Here is a 20,869-nt window from a genome sequence, read left to right on the forward strand (position 1 = left end):
ACGGTCAGGCCCAACGACGGAAAATCAGCGAGGTGTTGACCCCGCCGAAGGCGAAGTTGTTGTTCATCACGAACTCATTGCTCATCACCCGGAAGTCACCGGTGAGGTAGTCCAGCTCGCCGCACAGCGGGTCGACCTGGTCGAGATTGAGCGTGGGCACGTAGCGGTCGCTGTTCATCATCTCGATGCTGAACCACGACTCCAGCGCGCCGCAGGCCCCCAGGGTGTGGCCGAGGAAGCTCTTCTGCGAGCTGATCGGCATGCGCTGGCCGAACAGGCTGCTGGTGGCTTGGGTCTCGGCGATGTCGCCCTGTTCGGTAGCGGTGCCGTGGCCGTTGACGTAGCCGATGGCGTCGGCGGCCAGCCCGGCATCGTCCAGTGCCAGCTGCATGGCCCGGCCCATGGTGACCTGCTCTGGCCGGGTGATGTGTTGGCCGTCGGCATTGCTGCCGAAGCCGACCACTTCGGCATGGATCCTCGCGCCGCGGGCCAGGGCGTGCTGCAGTTCTTCGAGTACCAGCATGCCGCCCCCTTCGCCGATCACCAAGCCGTCGCGGGCGACATCGTAGGGCCGTGGGGTCAGGTGCGGGGTGTCGTTCTTCAGGCTCGTGGCGTACAGCGCATCGAACACCATCGCCTCGGTCGGGCACAGCTCTTCAGCGCCGCCGGCGAGCATCAGCGGCAGGCGCCCGTACTTGATCGCCTCGTAGGCATAGCCGACGCCCTGGCTGCCGCTGGTACAGGCGCTGGAGGTGGGGATCAGGCGCCCGGTCAGGCCAAAGAAGATGCTGATGTTGGCGGCGGTGGTGTGCGGCATCATGCGCACATAGGAATTGGCATTCAGGCCGTCTGCCACCGAGTTCATCAGCATGTTGCCGAAGGTCTTGATCTCGTCGGTGCTGCCGGTCGAAGAGCCACAGGCCACGCCCATGCGCCCGTCACGGATGCTCGGGTCGCCGAGCAACCCCGCGTCGGCCAGGGCGCGTTCGGCGGCAGCCACAGCCAGGCGCGAGACCCGGCCCATGCTGCGCAGCTGTTTGCGGGTCCAGTGGGCGGGCACTTCGAAGTCGTCGATGGGGCCGGCCAGGCGGGTATTGAGTTCGGCGAAGCGGTCCCACTCCTGCATGCGGCGGATGCCGCTGCGCTGCGCGGCAAAATGCCCTGCGATCGTTGACCAGTCGTTGCCCAGGGCGGTGATGCCGCCCATGCCGGTGACCACGACGCGGCGCATCAGCACAACCCTCCATTGACCGCCAGCACCTGGCGGGTGATGTACGAAGCCTCCGGCGACATCAGGAAATTCACTGCCCCGGCCACTTCTTCAGGCGTGCCCATGCGCCCGGCGGGGATCATCTTCAACAGCTCGCCGACCGGCACGTGCTCGTCGAGCATGGCGGTGTCGATCAGCCCGGGTGCCACGCAGTTGACCGTGATCTTGCGCTTGCCCAACTCGATCGCCAGCGCCTTGGCCGCGCCGATCAGCCCGGCCTTGGAGGCGCTGTAGTTGACTTGGCCACGGTTGCCGATCAGGCCGGACACCGACGTGATACAGACGATGCGCCCCGGCGCGCGGCGGCGGATCATCGGCATGGTCAGCGGTTGCAGGACATTGAAGAAGCCGTCGAGGTTGGTGCGCAGCACCTGGTCCCAGTCCTCTTCGCTGAGCCCCGGGAACGCGCCGTCACGGGTCAGGCCGGCGTTGCACACCACGCCGTAATAGGCGCCGTGGCTTTCCACATCCTGTTCGAGGATTGCCCTGCACGCCGCGCGGTCGGCGACATCGAACTGCAGGACCCGTGCCTGGCGGCCCAGTTCGCGGACTTGCGCGGCCACGCCATCGGCTTCGGCGCGGCCGCTGCGGCAATGCAGGACCAGGTCGTAACCGGCCCGTGCCAGGCGCAAGGCGATGGCCCGGCCAATGCCTCGGCTGGAGCCTGTGACGAGGATGGTGTCAGTCATGGGAGGGGTCCTCAGGGCCGGCTTCTGCCAGGTAACGGGTAGGTTGTGGCGGGGTAAACACATTCAGCCGAGCGCTGGCATGGATACCGGGGCCGCGCAGGTGGCATTCGAACACGCCCATGCCGTTGTCGTCTTCCAAAGAGCGCGTGGCGTGAACGTGCAGCTCGGCACCCAGCGCAAAGTGCTCGACGTCGCATTGGTATTTGCGTGTCCCGAGCAAAAAGCCCAGCGCGACCGGTTGGCCGTTGCGGCGCGCGCGACAACCGGCGAAGGCCGCCACGCTTTGCGCCATCAGTTCGATGCCGAGCCAAGCCGGCAGGCTGCCGTCGGCACGGTTGAACAGGCCGCCTGGGCGCACCAGGGTGCGGGTGTGGATCTGCTCGTCGTCACAACTGTCGACCTGATCGATCAGGATCATCTCGCCAGCGTGGGGCAACAGTTCGGCCAGTGGCCAGGGGATCATGGGGCATCTCCGAGAATCAGGCTGACATTGTTGCCGCCGAAGGCGAACGAGTTGCTCATCAAGCGGCGGGGCCGATCGGTGCTCAGACGGTGCTGCCCGGTCACCAGATCGAGTGTTGGCAGCAGCGGGTCGGCCTGGCCGTCCCAGACGTGCGGCGGCAGCAAGCCTAGCGGGTTGTGTCCGCTGAGCACCAGCCAGCAGAACGCCGCTTCCAGTGCGCCTGCTGCGCCCAGGGTGTGGCCGCTCATGGGCTTGCTCGACGAGCACGGCACACCGCCAGTGAACAGGTGGTGCACGGCCTGGCTTTCCATGGCGTCATTGTGTGCCGTGGCGGTGCCATGCAGGTTCAGGTAGCCGATGTGCGCCGCTGTGAGGCCGGCATTGTCGAGGGCTTTGGCCATGGCTTGCAAGGCGCCGTTGCCGGTAGGGTCCGGCGCCGAGATGTGGTGGGCATCGCAGCTGGCGCCAGCGCCCAGCAGGGCAATGGATGGGCCTTCGGCACTGGCCTCGCGGGTCATCAGGAACAGCGCAGCCGCCTCACCGATATTGATCCCGGCGCGGTTGGCCGAGAACGGGTTACAGCGTTGATCGCTGACCGCTTCCAACGCGCTGAAACCGTTGAGGGTCAGGCCGCACAGGGTGTCCACGCCACCGCACAGCACCGCATCGCACAGCCCCAGCTGCAACAGCCGGCGCGCGCTCATCAAGGCCCGGCCACTGGAGGTGCAGGCCGTGGAAATGACATAGGCCGGCCCGCTCAGTTGCAGCCAGTCGGCGAGAAACTCGGCGGGTGCGCTCAGCGCCTGTTGGTCGTAGCGATAGTGTGCGGGAAACTGACCCGCCTTTAGAGAGTAGGCGATGTCTGCGCTGGCCTCATCGATGCCTGAGGTGCTGGTGCCGATGACCACAGCGACACGCTGCGGGCCATGGCGCTCGATCGCCGCCCGGATGGCCGGCTCGATCTGCAGGGCAGCGGCGTACAGCAACTGGTTGTTGCGGCTGTGATGCTCGGCCAGAGGCACCGTGGGCAATACGCCGCGCACTGCGCCGACCGGCAGGCAACGTCCGGGCACCCAGTCGGCCGCAGGTTGCATGCCTGAGCAATCGCCGGCCAGCAACCGGGCGGCGACGTCGGCCTGGCCGCGACCGAGGGCGCAGACCAGGCCCAGGGCATTGAGGTAGGCGGTCATGGCGCGTTCTCGCTGGGCATTGGATCGATTCGATAACTCAGGCCCTGGCCGAGTTTCAAGGCGAACGTGCGCGGCCCCTGATAACTGACCTGCCAGCGCTCGCCCAGCCAGCGCTGCCGGCCCTGCTGGCGTGCGTCGGGGTAGAGCTGCGACAACTGCTCAGTGGGCGTCAGGGCGAACAGCACGGCGGCGAACAGCTCACGGGCCGCCGGGTTGGGCGGCAGCAGGCCGTCGGCTTGCCACTGCTGGCCGTCGAGCAACTGGCGCGCCTGGGGCATGCCCAGCAGGTCGAGCAGCGACCAGCGCAGGCGCTGATCTTCGCGCTGTATCACCAGCAACCAGTCCTGGCGCTGGCCGGCCTGCTCACGCAGCACATGCAACTGCTGTGGCAGTTCGAGCGTCGGTTCGCGGGCCGGCAAGGGTGGACGTGCGCTGCAGGCACCGAGCAGCAGGCATAGGGCGAGGGTCGTCAGGTATTTCATGGCTGCTCCTGGGGGGCTGGGCGCGGCGCAGCCCAAGGCGCCAGCAGGAAACTGAAAGCCAGCCCCAGGCTGACCGCCAGGCCGAAGTTGCTGACGGCTGGGGTAGCCGACAGCGCCAGCAGACCGAACGAAAGCCAGGTGGTGACTGCTGCCAGCAAGGTGCCGAGCAGGCTCACTGCGGCGCCTCCAATATGTTCGTGCATGAGGATCGCATAGTCGACACTGATGGCCGTTACCAGCAGCAGGCCGAACAGGCTGAACAGGGTCAGCGGTTGGCCCAGCCAGCCCATGCAGGCCAAGCTGCACAGTGCCGCCAGCAGCGGTAATGCGACGATGCGCAGTGCGCCACGCAGGCCGAACGGCAGCACCAGCAGGACCAGGATCAGCGCGCAGGACAGCAACTTCAGCTCGGCGGCGCTCACCTGAGTGGCGGCGAACAAGTGGTTCAGCTCGCCCAGGCGGTCCACCAGCTGCACGCCGTCGAGGTCTTCGACCTGCAGGCGCAGCAATGCCGCATCGCCCAGGCCCTGCAAGCTGACGATGGCGGCAACGCCCGCACCATCGGCGCCCAGCCATAGCGGTCGCCAGGCTTCGGCCAATGGCCCAGCCAGCAGTTGTTCGATGGTTTGCGTCGGCAATTGCTGCAACCGCTGCAACTCAGCTTGCAGCGCCGCCTGCGGCACGCCCAGGTCGAGCAACGGCTGCCAATGTTCCGGCAACGCCGACAGGGCTTGGCGTGCCTGGGCCTGTTCCGCCGGGCTGGCGGCCACTTGGCCGAGGCTCATGTAACCCTTGAGCTTGCCCAGTTCGATCAGTTCATCGAGCTTGCCCGACAGCCGCTTCAGGCGCTCGAGCAGCTGTTGCTGATCGGCGCCTCGCACCAGGTAGAACTGGCTGGTGGGCTGATAGCCTGTGATGCGTGCGACAGCTTGCGCTTCTTCGAGCAACTGCGGCGGGCTGGCGACCCATTGGCGAATATCGTTGTGGCTGCTCAGGCGCCACAGGCCCGCCGCGCAGAAGACCATCAGCAGCCCCAACAGCACGGCACTCGGCACTTTGCACAGCAGCCGTTCGCGCCAGAGGGTGAGCGTCTCGGCGATCCGCAAGGGCCAGCGTGCAGGCTGCAATTGCATGCCAGCGAGCAGCGCCGGTAGCAGGCACACCGCGCTGAGGTACGCGCCGATCAGGCCGGCCGCCGAGAACGCGGCAATTTGCGTCAGCGCCGGGAAGGGCGTGAAGGCCAGCGCCAGATAGCCGATGCAACTGGTCGCCAGGCTCAGGCTCATGCCGGGTGCGGTCAGGCGTACGGCCGGCCAACTGCGCCAGGGTTTGAGGCTCCAGCTCTTGGACAGGTAGTGCAGCGGGTAGTCCACGGCTACGCCGATCAGGCTTGAACCGAGCACCAGGGTCATCACATGCATCTGGCCGAACAGCGCCACGCATACCACCGAACCGAACAGCATGCCCACCAGCACCGGCACGAAGGCCAGCAGCACCCGCCAGCGGCGGAACGCCAGCAGCAGCAACAGCAGGATGCCCAGTGTGGCGCCGCCGCCTACCCAGGTGATTTCCCGGCTGGCTTGCTGCTGCCCGGCGGCGGCATGCAGCAGGCCGCTGGCCGCCAGCAGGTGGGCGCCGGATTGATCCGCCTGCACACGGCCTTTTGCGAGCAGTTCGGCGACCTGCAATGGCAGGTTCAGATCGAAAGCATTGCCCAGCGTGCGGGCGCGCAGCAGCACCCAGTGTTGGCCGTCCGCTTCAGCAATCAGCGCGCCACTGGCGGTGTCCAGCTGCACATTGGCGGGCTTCGGCTGGCTGTTCTGAATGCGCCCGGTCAGGCCCAGCCAGTCGTCCTGGCTAGGGACCAGGCTGAAGCTTGCGAAGGGATCGAACAGGCTTTGCACGCGCTGCTCGATAAAAGCATCGGGCTGCTCGACCAGTTGCCGGCGATCGCTGGCCGCCAGCAGCGCCAGGCGCCCGTGCAGCAGTTGTTCGCGCACGGCCTGCAGGTCGGTCTGCAGGCTCCACTGCACCGTTTCGAACAGGCCGCTGGCCTGCCATTTCTCAGCCAGTGATTGCGCCAGAGTCAACGCTTGCTGGCGGTCCTTGTGGCCTACCAGCACCAGCAGTTCGCGGTTGAGCGGTTCCTGCATGCGCTGTTCGGCGCGCTTGAGCAGCGGGTCCTCGGTGGCACCGGGGACGAGCGTCATCAGGTCTGCCGACAACGGCGCTGCGCGGTGCCACTGCCAGCCAGCGAGCGCCAGAATGACCAGCAGCAGCCCCAGGAACAGGCGCGGCAGCAGACGTTCAGTTGGCAAAGTCATTGCGCTGCGCATCGCTCAATACCGCTGCGCCGTGGCTTTCGGGCATGCGCAGCACGGTGCTGTCGCCCTGGGTTTCGCTCAGTTCGATGCGTTCGACGAACTGCCCGCCATTGATGTCAATGCGCGTGAAGATCTGCTTGAGCAGCAGCGAACGCGGTGTCAGGCGCAACTGCCATTGCTGCGCGGTACCCGACAGGGCCAGTTCGAAGTCCCGTTGAAGGCCACTGCTGTCGCCTTGCAGCACGGCGAAGAACAAGCGGTTCTGCTCGGCCCCCGCGCTGCGGCTGGGCAGGGTTTGCCAGCCGCTCGGGTCGCGGCGGTCGATGCCAGTGGCCGTGATGCGGTAATCCTGGCGCAGTGGCGTTTGCAGTTGCCACAGCAGGCCGTGATCGCGGGCGAGGACGAAGCGGCCTTTGCTGATCAGCGGCTGGGGCAGGGCGCGCAGGTGTTTTTCCTGCACGAACGGGCCGCTGACAACGGCCGGTTCGCTCAGTTGTTTTTGCAGGCCGTCGAGGCCGAAGGCCAAGGCCAATGGGCTGATGATCAGCAGGCCAAGCAGCACCACAAGGCGCTTCATGCCAGCACCTGCTGCACCGCATCGAGCATTACCTGCGGCGAGGCCAGTTGCATCTCGCCGCTTTCGATGTGCACGGCCACTTGCACGGTGCTGGCGCGGGTCAGGCGCTCGCCAGTGCCGGCGTCACTGATCAGGTAGTGGATCTTCAGGCGGTTCTCCCATTCCACCAGGCTGGCGCGCACGGTCAGGCGCTGGCCGAAGGTGGCGCCGCGAATATAGCGCAACTGCAGGTCGATCACCGGCCACGCATAACCGCTGGCCTGCATCTGCAGGTAGTTGTGCGCCAGGCGGTCGAGCAAGGCGCAGCGGGCCACTTCGAGGTATTTGACGTAATGCCCGTGCCAGACAACGTGCATGCTGTCGACATCGAAAAAAGGCACGACGATTTCGCTGTCGACATGGAACACACCGGGGTTACGCATGCAGCCTCCAGTGGCGTTCGCCGATGCGCTTGAGGCACAGGCGCAGGTCGCTTTCCAGGGCACGGTCTTCGACGACCGGGGCAAAGTCTGCGAGCAACGCTTCGTGCATGCTTGCCAGCGCCGGGGGCAGGATGTTTGCCGGGTTTTGTCGGGTGCGCAACCAGACGCCCTGGTTGGCCGCCAGCAGGGCGGCGGCGGCGACCTGTTCGGTCAGTTCCAGCACGCGCAGGGCGTCGCGTGCGGCGATGGTGCCCATGCTCACCTTGTCCTGGTTGTGGCATTCGGTGGAGCGCGAGAACACGCTGGCCGGCATGGTCTGCTTGAGGGCTTCGGCAGTCCAGGCGCTGGCGCCGATCTGTACGGCCTTGAAGCCGTGATTGAGCATCGCCCGGTCAGCGTCGGCCCCTGACAGGTTGCTCGGCAGGCCGTGGTTGTAGCGGGTGTCGACCAGCAGCGCGAGTTGCCGGTCGAGCAGGTCGGCGACGTTGGCTACCAAGGTCTTCAGGCTGTCCATGGCGAAGGCGATGTGGCCGCCGTAGAAGTGCCCGCCATGCAGCACTCGCTCGGCGTCGCCGTCGATGATCGGGTTGTCGTTGGCACTGTTCAGTTCGGTCTCGATGAAGCCACGCAGCCAGCCCAGGCTATCGGCCAGCACGCCCAGCACATGCGGGGCACAGCGCAGCGAGTAGCGGTCCTGCAGGCGGTGCAGCGGCGGCAGCGGGGCGTCGATGGCGAGGTCCCGGCGTAACCAGGCGGCGACCAGGGTCTGGCCGGGGTGCGGTTTGGCGGCGAACAGGCGTTCGTCGAAGTGCTCGGGGTTGCCCTGCAGGCCGATGACGTTGAGTGCGGTGATGCGCGTGGCCAGCTGCAGCAGATAGTCGGCGCGGGCGAAGGCCAGGCAGGCCAGGCCGGTCATCACCGCAGTGCCGTTCATCAGCGCCAGGGCTTCCTTGGGCCGCAGCACCAAAGGTTGCCAGCCCAGTTCGCGGTGCACCTCGGCACTGCTGCGGCGCTGGCCCTGGTAGATCAGCTCGCGCTCGCCCGACAGGGTCGCGGCCACATAGGACAGTGGCGTCAGGTCGCCGCTGGCACCCACCGAGCCCTCTTCGGGGATCAGCGGCAGGATGTCGTGGGCGAGAAAGTCGCGCAGCCGCTCCAGCAGTTCCAGGCGCACACCCGATACGCCGTGGCTCAGCGAGCGCAGGCGGGCGGCGAGTACGGCGCGGGTGGCGGCGGCATCGAGCAGCTTGCCCAGGCCGCAGCCATGGAAGGTGTACAGGTGGCGGGGCAGGGCTTCGACATGCTCCAGCGGCACGGCCACCACGCAGGAGTCGCCGTAGCCGGTGGTCACGCCGTAGATCACCCCTTCCTTGTCGAGCAAGGTGTCGAGAAAGCGCGCGCCACGGGCAATGCGCTCGCGGTAGGCGGCGTCATCCTGCAGGCGCACCGTTGCCCGGCGCTCGGCCAGGGCCAGGACATCTTCGATTGCCAGCGGCGACTCGCCGAACGTTACAGGCTCATGCGGATGCATCGTCATCGGTCTTCCAGAAGGGGTAGAAATTGAACCACTGCAAGGGCGCCTGGGTACAGTAATGACCCAGGCGTTCGGCATAGCGTGTGGTCCACTCGGCGATCAGCTGATCGCGCTGGCCGCGGCGCCACTGCAGGCGTTCGGCAAAGGGTTCGAGGGTGATGCGATAGCGGCCCTGGTGCTTGAGACAGAACAGCAGGTTGATCGGGCATTCGAGCATGCCGGCCAGCAACCACGGGCCTTGCGGGAAGGCCGCCCGGTGGCCGAGGAAGTCCACCTCGACGGTGCGGGCGCCATGCAGCGGCACGCGGTCGCCGGCGATGGCCAGCCACTCGCCATGCTCCAGGCGCTCGGCCAGTTGCAGCATGATCGCCGGGTCCAGCTCGCTGACCTGGATCAGCCGCACATTGTTCGCCCCGGCTTCACCGAGCAGGCGGTTGAAGCGTTCGGCGTGGCGGGTATGCACCAGCACGTTCATCGGCACTTGCTCGCCAAGTTCGGCCAGGGCGCGGCAGACCTCCAGGTTACCCAGGTGCGCGCCCACCAGCATCTGCCCACGCTCGCCACGCAACTGCCGGCGCAGCTGGCCGGGGTCGTCGATGTCGATGTCGGCCAGGCTAAGCTTGCCATGCCATACGTCGAGCTTGTCCAGCAGGGCATCGGCGAAGGCCATGAACTGGCGGAACACCTGCCAATGGCTGGGGCGCGCAGTCTGCCCGCCGCTCCACTGCTGCAGGCGTTGCTGGTATTGCCAGGCGCTGCGCCGGGCGCGGCGGCCGAACAGGAAGAAATAGCCGACGATCAGGTGGATCAGCGGGCTCAGCGCGCGGCGGCCGAGCAGGCGCAGCAGGGCGGCGGTCAGTTTCATCAGCCAGAAACTGCCACGCTCCTGCTGCTCGGCCCAATGCTGCTGGTTCATCGGCGCCACCTGCGCCAGAGGATCAGCGGGGCGCGCACGAGCATGCCGAAAAACAGTTTGGCGTGCATTTTCGAGATCAGCGCGTTGTCATGCACCAGGCGGAAATGCGAACGGCCGTCCTGCGGGTAATGCACGCGGGTCGGCAGCCAGCACATGGGCTGGTTGCGCCAGGCCAGGCGGACCAGGATCTCGGGGTCGAAATCCATCCGTCGGCCCAGTGCCACGCTGTCGATAAGTGCCAGGGTGGCAGGCAACGGGTAAACCCGGAAACCGCACATCGAATCGGGGATCTGCAGCGACAGGCTGTTGATCCACACCCATACGTGGGTGAGGTAGCGGGCATACAGGCGCCCCTTGGGCACGCTGGCGTCGTACTGTGGATAACCGCACACCAGGGCCTGTGGACAAGCCTGCGAACGGGCCAGGAAATGGCTGATGTCGGCCAGGTCGTGCTGGCCATCGGCGTCCACCTGCAGGGCATGGCTGAAACCCAGCCGCGCCGCTTCGCGCAGCCCGGCCATGACCGCGCCGCCCTTGCCCTGGTTGACCGCCAGTGTGACCAGGAAAACCCGCGGCTGTTCGGCCAGTTGCCGCAACACCTGGGCGCAGGGCGCATGGCTGGCGTCGTCGACCAGCACGCAGGGCAGGCCGGCGCGCAGCAGCTCGGCGACCACGGCTGGCACAGCGTCTTCGTGGTCGTACACCGGGATCACCGCACAGGGCTTATGCATGATCGGCCTCCAGCAGAATTCGGCCGCTGGCGCAGACCTGCTCGGCGCAGTGGTAACTGAAATAGAGCTTGCCGCGTTCGGCATCGAAGCGCAGGTTCAGCGTCAGTTCATCACCTGGGCGCACCACGTGCTGAAACTTGATCACTTCCATGCCGGCGAACCGCTGTCCGGGCGTGAGCCGTTCACTGGCCAAGGCAATCGCCCAGTCGACTTGCACCACGCCAGGCAGCACTGGGGTTTGCGGGAAATGGCCGGGGAAGCAGGCCAGATCCGGCGGCACGGCCAAGTGCAGCTGCAGTTCATCGCCTTGCACCGCTTGCCCCAGTACCTCCGGGGCCATGCAGCGGGCGGCCAGCAACAGCGCTTGCACGTCAGCCTGGGGCAGTTTGCCCTGGGCGTTGTGCGGCAGCTCGCGTAGCAGGCGCCAGCGCCGAGGCAGGGCCGTGGCCTCGCAGTGGCCCGCCAGGTGTTCGCGCAAGCTGCCGATCAAGGCGCGCCGCCCTTGATTGCGCAAAGCGTGCAGGCCGGCGGGCGATAGCACCAGCAGGGCGCCGAGGTAGGCGCGGCCTTGCTCGATCACACCTAAACGCGCATCAGCAACCCAGGCGTGGTCGCACAGCACCTGTTCAAGCAGCGGCAGGGCAATGCGTTTTTCTTCCAGCTTGACGATGCGGTCAAGGCGGCCAAGCAATGTGAAGCGTCCGTCGCTGGCGATGTCGGCGGCATCTGCGCTGCATTCGATATGGCCTGCTGGCAAGTACGGCGAGGCGATGCACAAGGCGCCGTGCGCATCCAGGCTCAGTTGCACATCGGCAAACGGCTGCCACAGGGCGGCGCCCTGGCGCCAGGCGATGCCGCCGGTTTCCGAACTGCCGAAGATCTCCGTGGGCCATTGGCCGAGGCGCTGGTGCAGCCTTTGCGCGGCTTCGGCCGGCAGTTCGCCGCCTGAGGAGAAGACCTTGCGCACGCGGCTCAGGGCCGGCCAGTCGAGGTTATCGCCCATGCGCTTGAGCAGGGCTGGGCTGGCCACCCAGGCGAAGGCCGGGTGGGCGCTGCTGGCGCGCTGCAGGTCTTCGGGGAAGGGCAGCTGGCGCCGCTCGAAACCGCGCCCTGCGCACAGCGGCCAGAGCACGCGAAACAGCAGGCCATAGATATGCTGGGTGGCGACACTGCCGATGATCCAGGCCTGGCCCAACGCATCGCCCCACAAGCGTTCCAGGGCCAGCACCTCGTTGGCCAGCTGGCGCAGTTGCTTGTCGATACGCTTGGGCTCGCCGCTGGAGCCTGAGGTACACAGGCTGATCCGGCATCGCTGCAGATCCAGGTCGGCGGGCGCCAGCGGCGCGGCTTGAAGGTCGGCAAGGGTGGCGTCACCAGGCTGGTCACTGAGCCACAGGTCGACCTGAGCGCTCCACCGCACGCGGGTGCCTGGCTGCAGGTCTGCCGGCAGCAGCACCTCGACGCCCGCGCGCCAGGCGCCGAGCAGGGCGATGGCCAGCTGCGCGGCATCTTCCAGGTGGACGGCCAGGCGCTGCACGCCACGCTGTTGCAGGCCACCGGCCAGGCGCAGCGCCTGGTCGCACAACTCGGCATGGGTCAGTGCCGGTGCCTGGGTGACCGGGCGCGGCGCGGCGGTGGGCTGCAGCAGGTGTTCGAGGTTGATCCAGTTCATGAGCCCGCTCGTACACGTTGTCTGATCCGCCACTCGACGGCGAACAGCAGGCCCATTGCGGCATAGGCGATCAGGCCGTTGTACAGGGTCCACCAGCTCAGTGGTGCCCACAGGGTAAGGCCGGCAGCGATCAGGCCATTGACCAGGAAAAAACTGCACCACACCTGAGTTACACGGCGCGTGTAGCGCACCGCCCGGGGCGGCAGCTGCGGTTCACGCAGGCGCGCCAGGCGTTCGGCCATCGGCATGCCGCGCAGCAGGCTGGCGCCGAACAGGGCCAGCAGGAAGCTGTTGATCAGCACCGGGTACCAGCGCAGCAGCTGCGCGCTGTCGGACAGCCCCAGCAGCACGCAGAATGCCAGCGCCGCGACGGCCATCCACAGGTTGCCCGGCCGCCGTGTGCCCAGTGCACGGGCCAGCCACAGCGCGCCGAGCAGTAGACCGAACTGCCAGGGGGCGAAGTGGGCCATGCCAAAGTAGACGGCAAACGGGTACAGCACACCTGCCAGCAGCAGGCCGAGGCCGAGCAGGCGCTTCATGCCGCCGGGTTGACCAGGCGGAACACGGCTTCGACCACATCATTGACGGTACGCACCGACTTGAAGTCATCAGCGGCGATCTTCTTGCCGGTCTGGCGCTTGATGTGGTCGAGCAGGTCGATGGCGTCGATGCTGTCGATTTCCAGGTCCTGGTACAGGTTGGATTGCAGGCTGATGGCCTTGGGGTCGAGTTCGAACAGTTCGACCAGGGCGTCGCTGAGGATGTCGTAGATGTCTTCGCGGGTTTGCATGGTGCGGTCTCAGGCGGCCTGACGGGCAGTGACGAACGCGGCCAGAGCGGCGACGTTGCTGAAGTGGTTGCGGGTGTCCTTGGCCTCGGCATCGATCTTGATGCCGTAGCGTTTCTGCAGGGCCAGGCCCAGCTCCAGGGCGTCGACCGAGTCCAGGCCCAGGCCTTCGCCGAACAGCGGTTGCTGGTCGTCGATGTCCTGCACGCTGATATCTTCGAGGCCCAGGGCGTCGATGATCAATTGCTTGAGGTCACGGTTGAGGTCTTGTTGTGGCACGCTCATCGGTGGCGAGCTCCTTGATGTAGTACTGGTGCAGGTAGTCGTTGAGTTTGCGCGACGCCTGCGGCGCAGGCCCCTGCGCGGCGAACGCCTGGGGGTCGATATCGGCGCCGACGTGAAGTGTGAAGTGCACGCGGCGGCTTGGTATGCGGTACCAGGGCTCGTTTTTGGTCAGGGTGGTGGGGCTGACCTTGATGGTCACCGGCGTGATGATTTTCGCACCGCGCAAGGCAATTGCCGCGGCGCCGCGATGAAAGGCCGGCATCTGGCCGGGCGGCGTGCGCGTGCCCTCGGGGAAAATGATCAGCGGCTGGCCCTGGTTTAGTGACGCCACGGCATTGTCGAGCATATCCACGCTGCCGTCATTGCCGATGTACTGGGCTTCTGTGATCGGGCCACGGGTAAACGGGTTGGCGAACAGGCTGTGCTTGACCACGCAGTTGGCCTGACGCACCAGGCCGATCAGGAACACCACATCGATCAGCGAGGGGTGGTTGGCGATGATCAACTGGCCTGGTCGGCCCAGACGTTCTGCGCCGTCGATTCGATAAGTCAGCACACCCAGTCCGCGCATCAGGCGAATGAAGCGCCAGAACAACCAGCTGATGGTATGGCGGGCACGTTGGCGATGGCGCACCGCGCCACCAGGCAAGCAGGCCAGCAGCGGAAACACCAGCAGCCCGAGGCCCAGGCTGCCCAGGCCGAACACGAAAAAGCTCGCGGCGGTGGCCAGCAGGCGCCAGTAGTAGGCATCGCGAAACCTACTCACGGCTGTCGTTGCCAGTTCCATGCGCGGCGCATCCACGAATGAGTGAAGAAATCCTGGCCCGTGAGCATGGCGTGCAACCAGCTCAGGGCATGGGGCAGTTCGGTCGCTTGAGCCGACGAGGAGGGCTGCGCGGCCAGCCGCCATTGCTCGCCTGGGGTCAGCAGCAGGCCAACCGCATAGCCAAACGGCACATCGTCGATCCATGGGCGGTAGGCCTCGGCCGGCAGCTCTTCGGTGACGATCAGCAGCACCGCAGGCGCGCCTTCGGCCAGCAGCGCGGCAGCTTCCAGCACACCGTGCTCGAAGCCATCGCCGGCCGCGGCCAGGGCGGTCATTTCGCTGGTTTCGCCGCGTAGTATCGACCACAGGCCGATCACTGCGTTGTGTACCGAGAGGCTGAACTGGGTCGGCGACAGGGGTTGCTTCTCGGCCAGTTCGCAGAGCATGGCGAAGGTTCTGGGTGTTTCACCATGGCGCGAGACGAACACCAGCGGCAAAGCCTCGCGCCCCTCGGCCAACGGCCAGCCCACGGCGAATGCCATGCGCGCCAGGTGGCTGAGGCGACGACGCTGCAGGGCGGGCAGGAACGACACGTCCGGGGACGGCCCGTCGACTGCAGGGCACAGGCTGCCCTGCGCCCAGGCCTGCCACTCGGCAGGCGTCTGTAGGCCCGGGGCCCAGGCGCGCCATTGGCTGATATCGAAGGTGATCACGATGTTTTCTGACTTCCCGCCCTATGGGGTTTCCTGCGCAGGGAGTAACTCGAAACCGGGTTGGCGCATGTGCCGAATGGCGCGCAATTATCCCGGTGCCGGGGGTGTGTAGCAAACACAGGTTACATGATTGCCATCAGACAATTGCCATGCGTGATTACGTCAATGCCTGTAGAGGCTGTAAGTGATTTCCGATGGGCGGTGCAAAGCGGCTGCTGGTCGCCGTTTGCGCCCGTTACGCCAAGAGGTGCTGGCCAATGCCGCAGCGTCGCCACATACTCGGGCATTCGTTGATACACGGAGGTCTCTCATGCGGCGCGTGGTGTTCAATCAGAAAGGCGGTGTAGGCAAGTCGAGCATCGCTTGCAACCTGGCGGCGGTGAGCGCCAGCGAAGGCTATCGGACCCTGTTGATCGACCTGGATGCCCAGGCCAACTCGACCCAGTACCTGACCGGCCTGACCGGCGAAGACATCCCCATGGGCATTGCCGATTTCTTCAAGCAGAGCCTGTCCAGCGGGCCGTTCAGCAAGAAGAACAAGGTCGATATCTACGAAACCCCGTTCGACAACCTACACGTGGTGACCGCCACGTCGGAGCTGGCCGACCTGCAGCCCAAGCTTGAGGCCAAGCACAAGATCAACAAGCTGCGTAAATTGCTCGATGAGTTGGACGAGGATTACGAGCGGATTTACATCGATACGCCGCCCGCGCTCAATTTTTACGCGGTTTCTGCGTTGATCGCGGCTGATCGGGTGTTGATCCCCTTCGATTGCGACAGTTTCTCGCGCCAGGCGCTCTATGGGCTGCTGGCCGAAATTGAAGAATTGAAGGATGACCACAACGAGGACCTGATGGTCGAAGGCATCGTGGTCAACCAGTTTCAGTCACGTGCCAGCCTGCCGCAGCAGATGCTCGATGAGTTGCTTGCTGAGGGGTTGCCGGTGCTGCCGGTGTACCTGAACAGCTCGGTGAAGATGCGTGAGTCGCACCATGCCAGCCTGCCGCTGATTCATCTGGAGCCGCGGCACAAGCTGACGCAGCAGTTTGTGGAGTTGCATTCGTTGCTTGAGGAGAATGCGTGATTGAGGGGGTTCGTCAGGGCATCTTCTGCGCCTATTAGACCGAGCGCCGCGCGGGCGGCGCTCGATCTGAAGAGCAGCACATTCCTCAAGGCATGCGCCCGGTGTTCACCGCTCTAGGTGTTCAATCAGGAAGAGCAGCTGATCTCCAGATGTTTGCCCCACTCCGGTGGCCGCTCGGCGTAAGCCTGCATGCCGGGTTGTTCTTCGAACGGCTTGCTCAGTACTTGATGCAACCGCCGCACCTCACTGTAATCTCCGCCTTCCGCCGCTTCGATGGCTTTCTGCGCCAGATAGTTGCGCAGCACATACAGCGGATTGACCGCATGCATCCGCTCTCGGCGGCCTTCTGCATTACCCGTTTCACGCTCACAGCGGGCCAGGTAGTCGGCGCCCCAGGCATCGAAGCCGGCCAGGTCGATGAAATCATCGCGCACAACCTTCAGCGACTCGGCCACCGGTTGCTCGCCCAGCCTGCGGAAGAACAGGGTGTAATCCACACCGCCGCTCTGCATGCGCTGCAGCAGGCGCTCGACCATCGCCATGTCGTCGTCTTCAGCCGTGGTAAGCCCCAGCCGTCGACGCATCAGGTCCAGGTAATGCGCCTGATACAGCGGCAGGAACAACCCCAGGGCTTCTTTCAGCGGCTCGACCTCGATCACCGTGGTCAGGGCCTGGGCCAGTGCGCTGAGGTTCCAGTGGGCGATCGGCACTTGGTTGGCGTAGCTGTAGCGGCCACGATCATCGGAATGGTTGCAGATGAAGTTGGCGTCGAAATCGTCGAGGAAGGCGAAGGGGCCGAAATCGAAGGTGATGCCCAGGATCGACATGTTGTCGGTGTTCATCACCCCGTGGCAGAAGCCGTAGGCCTGCCAGCGTGCGATCAGTTCGGCGTTGCGCTCGACGATGGTGCGGAACATGGCCAGGTACGGCTGCTCGGCGTCGCGGCATTCGGGGTAGTGCTGCTCCAGCACATGATCGATCAACACCCGTTGCTGTTCAGGCTGCTTGGTGTAATAGAAGTACTCGAAGTGGCCGAAGCGAATGTGGCTCTGTGCCAGGCGGGTGAGCATGGCAGCACTTTCGCGGGTTTCACGCCATACCGGGGTGCTGGAGCCGATCACGCACAGCGCGCGGCTGCTGGGGATGCCCAGGGCATGCAGGGCTTCGGAGGCGAGAAATTCGCGAATCGACGAACGCAGTACTGCGCGGCCATCGCCCATGCGCGAATAAGGCGTCTGGCCTGCGCCTTTGAGGTGCAGGTCCCAGTGCTCGCCCGCTTCGTTGAGCACTTCGGCCAGCAGCAGCCCGCGGCCATCGCCCAGGCGCGGGTTGTACGAGCCGAACTGATGGCCGGAATACACCATCGCCCGCGGATCGGCTTCTTCCCAGAGCTTGTGGCCGCTGAACAGCTCGGCGAACACCGGCAATTCGGCCTGCGCCGGGTCGAGGTCGAGCAAGGCCATGGCCGACTCGCTGGTTACCACCAGGCGCGGTTCTGCGATGGGCTCGGGCAGGACCTGGGTGGAGAACGCGTCGCCCAGGCGGGCGAAGCGGTTGTCGAAGGTGAGTTGGTCGAGGGCTTTCACGGGCTGCTCCTGGGGTTCAGCACAGAATAAAGCATTCGAACCGCATCAGGCCGGCGCAGTGCCATCCGGTTTGGGTTGCTCCACGGGAATCAGCTGCTGCTTGCCGCCTTTGGTGTCCATCAGGAACACCTCGACCTGGCGGACCGAAATCTTGATGTTGTGCGCCTTGAACTCACGGTTGATGTAGCGGTTGATCTCGTCCAGGGTCGGGTTGCGGTCGCCGAGGTCGCGTACGTGCATGCGCAGCTCGTGGTCCAGCGAGCTTTCGCCGAAGTTGAGGAAGTACACCAGCGGCTCCGGGTCCTTGAGCACCCGTGGGTTCTCGTGGGCGCCCTTGAGCAGCAGGTCGCGCACCAGGTCCAGGTCGGAGCCGTAGTCGATGCCCAGCTTCAGCGTGACCCGGGTGACCGTGTCGGTCAGCGACCAGTTGATCAGCTGGCCGGTGATGAAGGTCTTGTTGGGGACGATGATGTCCTTGCGATCGAAGTCGGTGATGGTGGTGGCGCGGATGCGGATCTTGCTCACCGTGCCGGACAGGTTGCCGATGGTGATGGTGTCGCCGATGCGCACCGGGCGCTCGAACAAAATCATGATGCCGGAGATGAAGTTGGCGAAGATCTCCTGCATGCCGAAGCCCAGGCCCACCGACAGCGCGGCCACCAGCCACTGCAGCTTGTCCCAGCTGACGCCCAGGGTCGACAGGGTGCTGACGATGCCGATGCCGACGATGGTGTACGACAGCAGCGTGGTGGTGGCATAGGCGCTGCCCTGGGCCAGGTTCAACCGCGACAGCACCAGTACTTCCAGCAAACCCGGCAAGTTGCCGGCCAGGGCGAAGGTGATGCCGACGATCACCAGCGCGCCGAGCAGGTCGCCGAGGCTGATCGGCACCATGCTGGCGGCGGCGCCGGTGCCGCTGGTGTATTCGTACAGGGTGAAGTTGTTGAGGTAGGCGAATACCGAGATCAGGTCTGCCCACACCCAGTACAGGCCTGCGATGAAGCCGCCGAGCAGGGCCAGGCGGATCAGGCGTAGCGACTGCTGGTTGACCTGTTCGATGTCCAGGGTCGGCTCTTCGGTGATGACTTCGCCATCCAGCCCTTCCTTGGCCGCCGCCCGTTTGCTCAGGGCGCGCTGGTAAGCCAGGCGCCGCGCGGCCACCGACAGGCCACGGACGAACGCGGCCTCGATCACCAGCCAGAACATCAGCAGGTACAGGGTGTAGATGAGCCGGTCGGTGAGCTTGAGCGCGGTGTAGTAGTAGCCGAAGCACACGGCGACGAACAAGGCGATCGGCAAGGCGGTGAAGGCCACCCCGACCGCTCGGCGGAACAGCGAAGTATCGCGGTGCGCCGGGCTGCTCGCCAGCAGGCGGCTGAGCAGCCAGGCCATCAGCGCATAGCAGGTGAGCACCACGCCGATGCCCAGCACGTCGTCGGCCAGCGCCGAAGGCTGGTGCTCCGCGACCGCCACCACGCCGACCAACGCCAGCACCACGGTGCCCAGCCGGCGCACCCAGCCGCGCAGGAACTCGACCTGCGGTTTGTGCCAGCGGAAGTGGATTTCCGCCACGCCGCCGGGGGCGAGGATGCGGTAGGCGGTGTAGAACACCAGCCAGGCCTGGGCCAGCTGCCACAGCGCGGCGCCCAGGTTGGCATTCTGCCCGCGGGCGTCGATCTGCAGGGCGTAGCTGCACAGGGCCAGGCCCAGGCTCACCGGCATCGCCAGGAGGATGTTGATCAGGATCGCCTGGGGTGTGTGCCACTGGCTGTCACGGCGGAAATGGCCGATGTCCTGGTGCACCTTGCTCAGCCGCTGGTACAGGTATTTGCGCCGCCACAGCAGCGCGCCGATCACCAGCAGCAACGGCAGGAACAGCAGCGGGCGCTGGCTCAGGCCGTCGGCCAGTTCCTTGATGCCGGAACCCCAGGGCAGGTCGGCGACCTGCTTGGCGAAGCGCTCGGGTACATATTTCAACCAGTCCCAGTCCAGCGGCTTGTTGCTGGGGATCCAGAACATCTGCTCGTCGAGGGTGGTGCGCAGGCCCTGGGCGGTGCCGAGCAGCTGCTTCTGGTTGAGCTGCAGGGTGATCGATTCGTTGAGCAGTGCCGACAGTTCGCGGTTCAGGCGTTCGAGCAGGTCGCTGCGGGTTATGGCCACTTCCAGCAGGGCTTTGCGCAGCGCCGGAGTGACGTCTTCCTGCGGCTGGTTGGCCAGCAGCTTGTCGACGTAGGTCACGGGGCTGCTCATCTGCTCGCGCTGCTGGTTGATCTCGAACTGGTACAGGCGGATGTCGGCGATCTGGTCGGCCAGGTCGCGGTCGAGCTTCAGGTGTGGCAGCGCCTGCTTCTGCTTGTAGAGGATCTTGGACAGCAGCAGGCTGCCCTTGAGCACGCTGATCTGCTCATCCAGCGCCTGGTCGGCCTGGGTCAGGCTGTCGAGCTGCTGCTTGGTGCGCAGGTTCTGTTGGGTCAGTTCGTTGAGGCGGTCGGTGCTTTTTAGCAGGTAGTCGGAGAGCTTGAGGTTGGCTGCGCTTTCGCTGGCCAGCAGGCTGCTGCCACCGGCTTTCTGCGCTTCGATCGACTGCTGGGTAACGGTTTGCTGGGACTGGGCCAGGCGCTTTTCGTTGATCAGCGTCTGCAGGTCCTGGATTTCCTGCTCCAGGCGCGCGGCGCGCTCGATCAGCAGGTCATGGCGGGCATTGCCCAGGTCCTGCAGCAGGCCGTTGCCGGCCAGTTCCTGGCGGCGCAGCAGGGTCACGGCGTTGAGCGAGGCCAGCTCGGCAGCGAGCTGGTTGCGCTGGTCGGCGTTGATCGACTTGCCGCCGTCCTTGCCGCTCTTGAGGATGTTGTTGATCTGCTGGGTGCGGGTCTGGTTGTTGCTGATCTCGGCCTGGGCGCGCTCGGGGCGGGTCTGCGAGTTGATGATCAGGCTGTTGGCATCCGACAGGGCTTTTTGGAGCTCGCCTTGCTGGGTGTTGCGCTCGCTGAGCATCTGTTCCAGCTGCGGCACGTTGAGTGTGGCGTAGCGCTGGGCCACCGGTTGCGGCTTGCTGTCCTTGAGCTTGGCCAGTTCTTTCTGGCTGTCGCTGGTCTCTTTCGGCGCGCTGGCCAGCTGCTGCTTGAGCGCGGCCAGTTTCTTCTCGCTGTCTTCCTTGCTGGCGAGCAGGCTCAAGGTCTGTTCGAGCACCTGCTGCAGGGCCTTCTGGTCGGCTTCGGGCAGCTTGCGTTCGGCGATCTTGTCGAGGCTGTGCTGGATGCTGGCAGCGGTTGGAGCTTCGGCCGCGGCAGCCGCGAACGAAAGGGACAGGCACAGCCCGAACAGGGCTGTGCGAAGGTACACGCGCAGGGACATAGGCAGACTACTGTAGCTCGGGCG

At 65.6% G+C, this 20,869-nt stretch carries 20 protein-coding genes; 1 reads left to right on the forward strand and 19 read right to left on the reverse strand.

What is annotated here, in order from left to right; genetic code table 11:
* Nucleotides 1-4 precede the first annotated feature (4 nt).
* Genes ACIQUF_RS18140 through ACIQUF_RS18220 form a run of 17 tightly spaced genes read right to left on the reverse strand, consistent with a single transcriptional unit; the run spans nt 5 to nt 14,821 of the window.
* Nucleotides 5-1,231, reverse strand: coding sequence for a beta-ketoacyl-ACP synthase (locus ACIQUF_RS18140; protein WP_403133876.1), 1,227 nt, complete (start codon nt 1,229-1,231; stop codon nt 5-7).
* Complete coding sequence (gene fabG / locus ACIQUF_RS18145) at nt 1,231-1,959, reverse strand: 3-oxoacyl-ACP reductase FabG (RefSeq protein ID WP_403133879.1); 729 nt, start codon at nt 1,957-1,959, stop codon at nt 1,231-1,233. The genes ACIQUF_RS18140 and fabG overlap by 1 nt, the downstream gene beginning before the upstream one ends.
* Complete coding sequence (locus ACIQUF_RS18150) at nt 1,952-2,422, reverse strand: 3-hydroxylacyl-ACP dehydratase (RefSeq protein WP_403133881.1); 471 nt, start codon at nt 2,420-2,422, stop codon at nt 1,952-1,954. Before ACIQUF_RS18150 ends, fabG begins: the two co-directional genes overlap by 8 nt.
* On the reverse strand, nt 2,419-3,612 hold the full coding sequence (locus ACIQUF_RS18155) for a beta-ketoacyl-[acyl-carrier-protein] synthase family protein (RefSeq protein ID WP_403133883.1): 1,194 nt from the start codon (nt 3,610-3,612) through the stop codon (nt 2,419-2,421). The genes ACIQUF_RS18150 and ACIQUF_RS18155 overlap by 4 nt, the downstream gene beginning before the upstream one ends.
* Nucleotides 3,609-4,094 (reverse strand): hypothetical protein, encoded by a 486-nt coding sequence (locus ACIQUF_RS18160; RefSeq protein WP_403133886.1) that lies wholly within the window; start codon nt 4,092-4,094, stop codon nt 3,609-3,611. Before ACIQUF_RS18160 ends, ACIQUF_RS18155 begins: the two co-directional genes overlap by 4 nt.
* Nucleotides 4,091-6,418: an MMPL family transporter gene (locus ACIQUF_RS18165; protein ID WP_403133888.1), complete on the reverse strand. Its 2,328-nt coding sequence runs from the start codon at nt 6,416-6,418 to the stop codon at nt 4,091-4,093. Before ACIQUF_RS18165 ends, ACIQUF_RS18160 begins: the two co-directional genes overlap by 4 nt.
* Complete coding sequence (locus tag ACIQUF_RS18170) at nt 6,402-6,995, reverse strand: outer membrane lipoprotein carrier protein LolA (RefSeq protein WP_403133889.1); 594 nt, start codon at nt 6,993-6,995, stop codon at nt 6,402-6,404. The genes ACIQUF_RS18165 and ACIQUF_RS18170 overlap by 17 nt, the downstream gene beginning before the upstream one ends.
* A complete protein-coding gene (locus tag ACIQUF_RS18175; RefSeq protein WP_403133892.1) occupies nt 6,992-7,417 on the reverse strand; it encodes an acyl-CoA thioesterase in 426 nt (141 codons plus the stop codon). The genes ACIQUF_RS18170 and ACIQUF_RS18175 overlap by 4 nt, the downstream gene beginning before the upstream one ends.
* Nucleotides 7,410-8,954, reverse strand: coding sequence for a histidine ammonia-lyase (gene hutH / locus ACIQUF_RS18180; protein WP_403133894.1), 1,545 nt, complete (start codon nt 8,952-8,954; stop codon nt 7,410-7,412). Before hutH ends, ACIQUF_RS18175 begins: the two co-directional genes overlap by 8 nt.
* Nucleotides 8,935-9,867 carry a glycosyl transferase gene (locus ACIQUF_RS18185; protein ID WP_403133896.1) on the reverse strand — a complete coding sequence of 311 codons (933 nt, stop codon included), beginning with the start codon at nt 9,865-9,867 and terminating at the stop codon, nt 8,935-8,937. Before ACIQUF_RS18185 ends, hutH begins: the two co-directional genes overlap by 20 nt.
* A complete protein-coding gene (locus ACIQUF_RS18190; protein WP_403133897.1) occupies nt 9,864-10,598 on the reverse strand; it encodes a glycosyltransferase family 2 protein in 735 nt (244 codons plus the stop codon). The genes ACIQUF_RS18185 and ACIQUF_RS18190 overlap by 4 nt, the downstream gene beginning before the upstream one ends.
* Entirely contained in the window at nt 10,591-12,270 is a 1,680-nt protein-coding gene (locus tag ACIQUF_RS18195) for an AMP-binding protein (protein WP_403133901.1), read from the reverse strand. The genes ACIQUF_RS18190 and ACIQUF_RS18195 overlap by 8 nt, the downstream gene beginning before the upstream one ends.
* Nucleotides 12,267-12,809 (reverse strand): hypothetical protein, encoded by a 543-nt coding sequence (locus ACIQUF_RS18200; protein ID WP_403133903.1) that lies wholly within the window; start codon nt 12,807-12,809, stop codon nt 12,267-12,269. Before ACIQUF_RS18200 ends, ACIQUF_RS18195 begins: the two co-directional genes overlap by 4 nt.
* A complete protein-coding gene (locus ACIQUF_RS18205; protein WP_403133905.1) occupies nt 12,806-13,060 on the reverse strand; it encodes an acyl carrier protein in 255 nt (84 codons plus the stop codon). Before ACIQUF_RS18205 ends, ACIQUF_RS18200 begins: the two co-directional genes overlap by 4 nt.
* Nucleotides 13,061-13,069: 9 nt before the next feature.
* Nucleotides 13,070-13,342: a phosphopantetheine-binding protein gene (locus ACIQUF_RS18210; protein ID WP_403133906.1), complete on the reverse strand. Its 273-nt coding sequence runs from the start codon at nt 13,340-13,342 to the stop codon at nt 13,070-13,072.
* Entirely contained in the window at nt 13,311-14,129 is an 819-nt protein-coding gene (locus tag ACIQUF_RS18215; protein WP_403133909.1) for a lysophospholipid acyltransferase family protein, read from the reverse strand. Before ACIQUF_RS18215 ends, ACIQUF_RS18210 begins: the two co-directional genes overlap by 32 nt.
* On the reverse strand, nt 14,105-14,821 hold the full coding sequence (locus tag ACIQUF_RS18220; RefSeq protein WP_403133911.1) for a beta-ketoacyl synthase chain length factor: 717 nt from the start codon (nt 14,819-14,821) through the stop codon (nt 14,105-14,107). Before ACIQUF_RS18220 ends, ACIQUF_RS18215 begins: the two co-directional genes overlap by 25 nt.
* A 310-nt stretch (nt 14,822-15,131) precedes the next feature.
* Here ACIQUF_RS18220 and ACIQUF_RS18225 point away from each other — a divergent pair, with 310 nt between their 5' ends.
* On the forward strand, nt 15,132-15,905 hold the full coding sequence (locus ACIQUF_RS18225) for a ParA family protein (RefSeq protein ID WP_403133913.1): 774 nt from the start codon (nt 15,132-15,134) through the stop codon (nt 15,903-15,905).
* Nucleotides 15,906-16,030: 125 nt separating this feature from the next.
* On the opposite strand, the gene selO is transcribed toward ACIQUF_RS18225, so the two are convergent.
* Entirely contained in the window at nt 16,031-17,491 is a 1,461-nt protein-coding gene (gene selO / locus ACIQUF_RS18230) for a protein adenylyltransferase SelO (RefSeq protein WP_403133915.1), read from the reverse strand.
* Nucleotides 17,492-17,536: 45 nt separating this feature from the next.
* Nucleotides 17,537-20,845 (reverse strand): mechanosensitive channel MscK, encoded by a 3,309-nt coding sequence (gene mscK / locus ACIQUF_RS18235; protein WP_403133919.1) that lies wholly within the window; start codon nt 20,843-20,845, stop codon nt 17,537-17,539.
* Nucleotides 20,846-20,869: the final 24 nt, after the last annotated feature.

Origin of the sequence: Pseudomonas sp. NPDC090233 (assembly GCF_044772285.1) — a bacterium.
In the GTDB taxonomy this organism is placed as follows: Bacteria; Pseudomonadota; Gammaproteobacteria; order Pseudomonadales; family Pseudomonadaceae; genus Aquipseudomonas.

Coding starts and splice junctions, on each gene's coding strand:
- ACIQUF_RS18140 (WP_403133876.1), bottom strand. CDS start 1,231: ATGCGCCGCGTCGTGGTCACCGGCATGGGCGGCATCACCGCCCTGGGC.
- ACIQUF_RS18150 (WP_403133881.1), bottom strand. CDS start 2,422: ATGATCCCCTGGCCACTGGCCGAACTGTTGCCCCACGCTGGCGAGATG.
- ACIQUF_RS18175 (WP_403133892.1), bottom strand. CDS start 7,417: ATGCGTAACCCCGGTGTGTTCCATGTCGACAGCGAAATCGTCGTGCCT.
- ACIQUF_RS18195 (WP_403133901.1), bottom strand. CDS start 12,270: ATGAACTGGATCAACCTCGAACACCTGCTGCAGCCCACCGCCGCGCCG.
- ACIQUF_RS18200 (WP_403133903.1), bottom strand. CDS start 12,809: ATGAAGCGCCTGCTCGGCCTCGGCCTGCTGCTGGCAGGTGTGCTGTAC.
- mscK (WP_403133919.1), bottom strand. CDS start 20,845: ATGTCCCTGCGCGTGTACCTTCGCACAGCCCTGTTCGGGCTGTGCCTG.
- ACIQUF_RS18165 (WP_403133888.1), bottom strand. CDS start 6,418: ATGACTTTGCCAACTGAACGTCTGCTGCCGCGCCTGTTCCTGGGGCTG.
- ACIQUF_RS18190 (WP_403133897.1), bottom strand. CDS start 10,598: ATGCATAAGCCCTGTGCGGTGATCCCGGTGTACGACCACGAAGACGCT.
- ACIQUF_RS18205 (WP_403133905.1), bottom strand. CDS start 13,060: ATGCAAACCCGCGAAGACATCTACGACATCCTCAGCGACGCCCTGGTC.
- ACIQUF_RS18155 (WP_403133883.1), bottom strand. CDS start 3,612: ATGACCGCCTACCTCAATGCCCTGGGCCTGGTCTGCGCCCTCGGTCGC.
- ACIQUF_RS18225 (WP_403133913.1), top strand. CDS start 15,132: ATGCGGCGCGTGGTGTTCAATCAGAAAGGCGGTGTAGGCAAGTCGAGC.
- ACIQUF_RS18215 (WP_403133909.1), bottom strand. CDS start 14,129: ATGGAACTGGCAACGACAGCCGTGAGTAGGTTTCGCGATGCCTACTAC.
- ACIQUF_RS18185 (WP_403133896.1), bottom strand. CDS start 9,867: ATGAACCAGCAGCATTGGGCCGAGCAGCAGGAGCGTGGCAGTTTCTGG.
- ACIQUF_RS18210 (WP_403133906.1), bottom strand. CDS start 13,342: ATGAGCGTGCCACAACAAGACCTCAACCGTGACCTCAAGCAATTGATC.
- ACIQUF_RS18160 (WP_403133886.1), bottom strand. CDS start 4,094: ATGAAATACCTGACGACCCTCGCCCTATGCCTGCTGCTCGGTGCCTGC.
- fabG (WP_403133879.1), bottom strand. CDS start 1,959: ATGACTGACACCATCCTCGTCACAGGCTCCAGCCGAGGCATTGGCCGG.
- hutH (WP_403133894.1), bottom strand. CDS start 8,954: ATGACGATGCATCCGCATGAGCCTGTAACGTTCGGCGAGTCGCCGCTG.
- ACIQUF_RS18170 (WP_403133889.1), bottom strand. CDS start 6,995: ATGAAGCGCCTTGTGGTGCTGCTTGGCCTGCTGATCATCAGCCCATTG.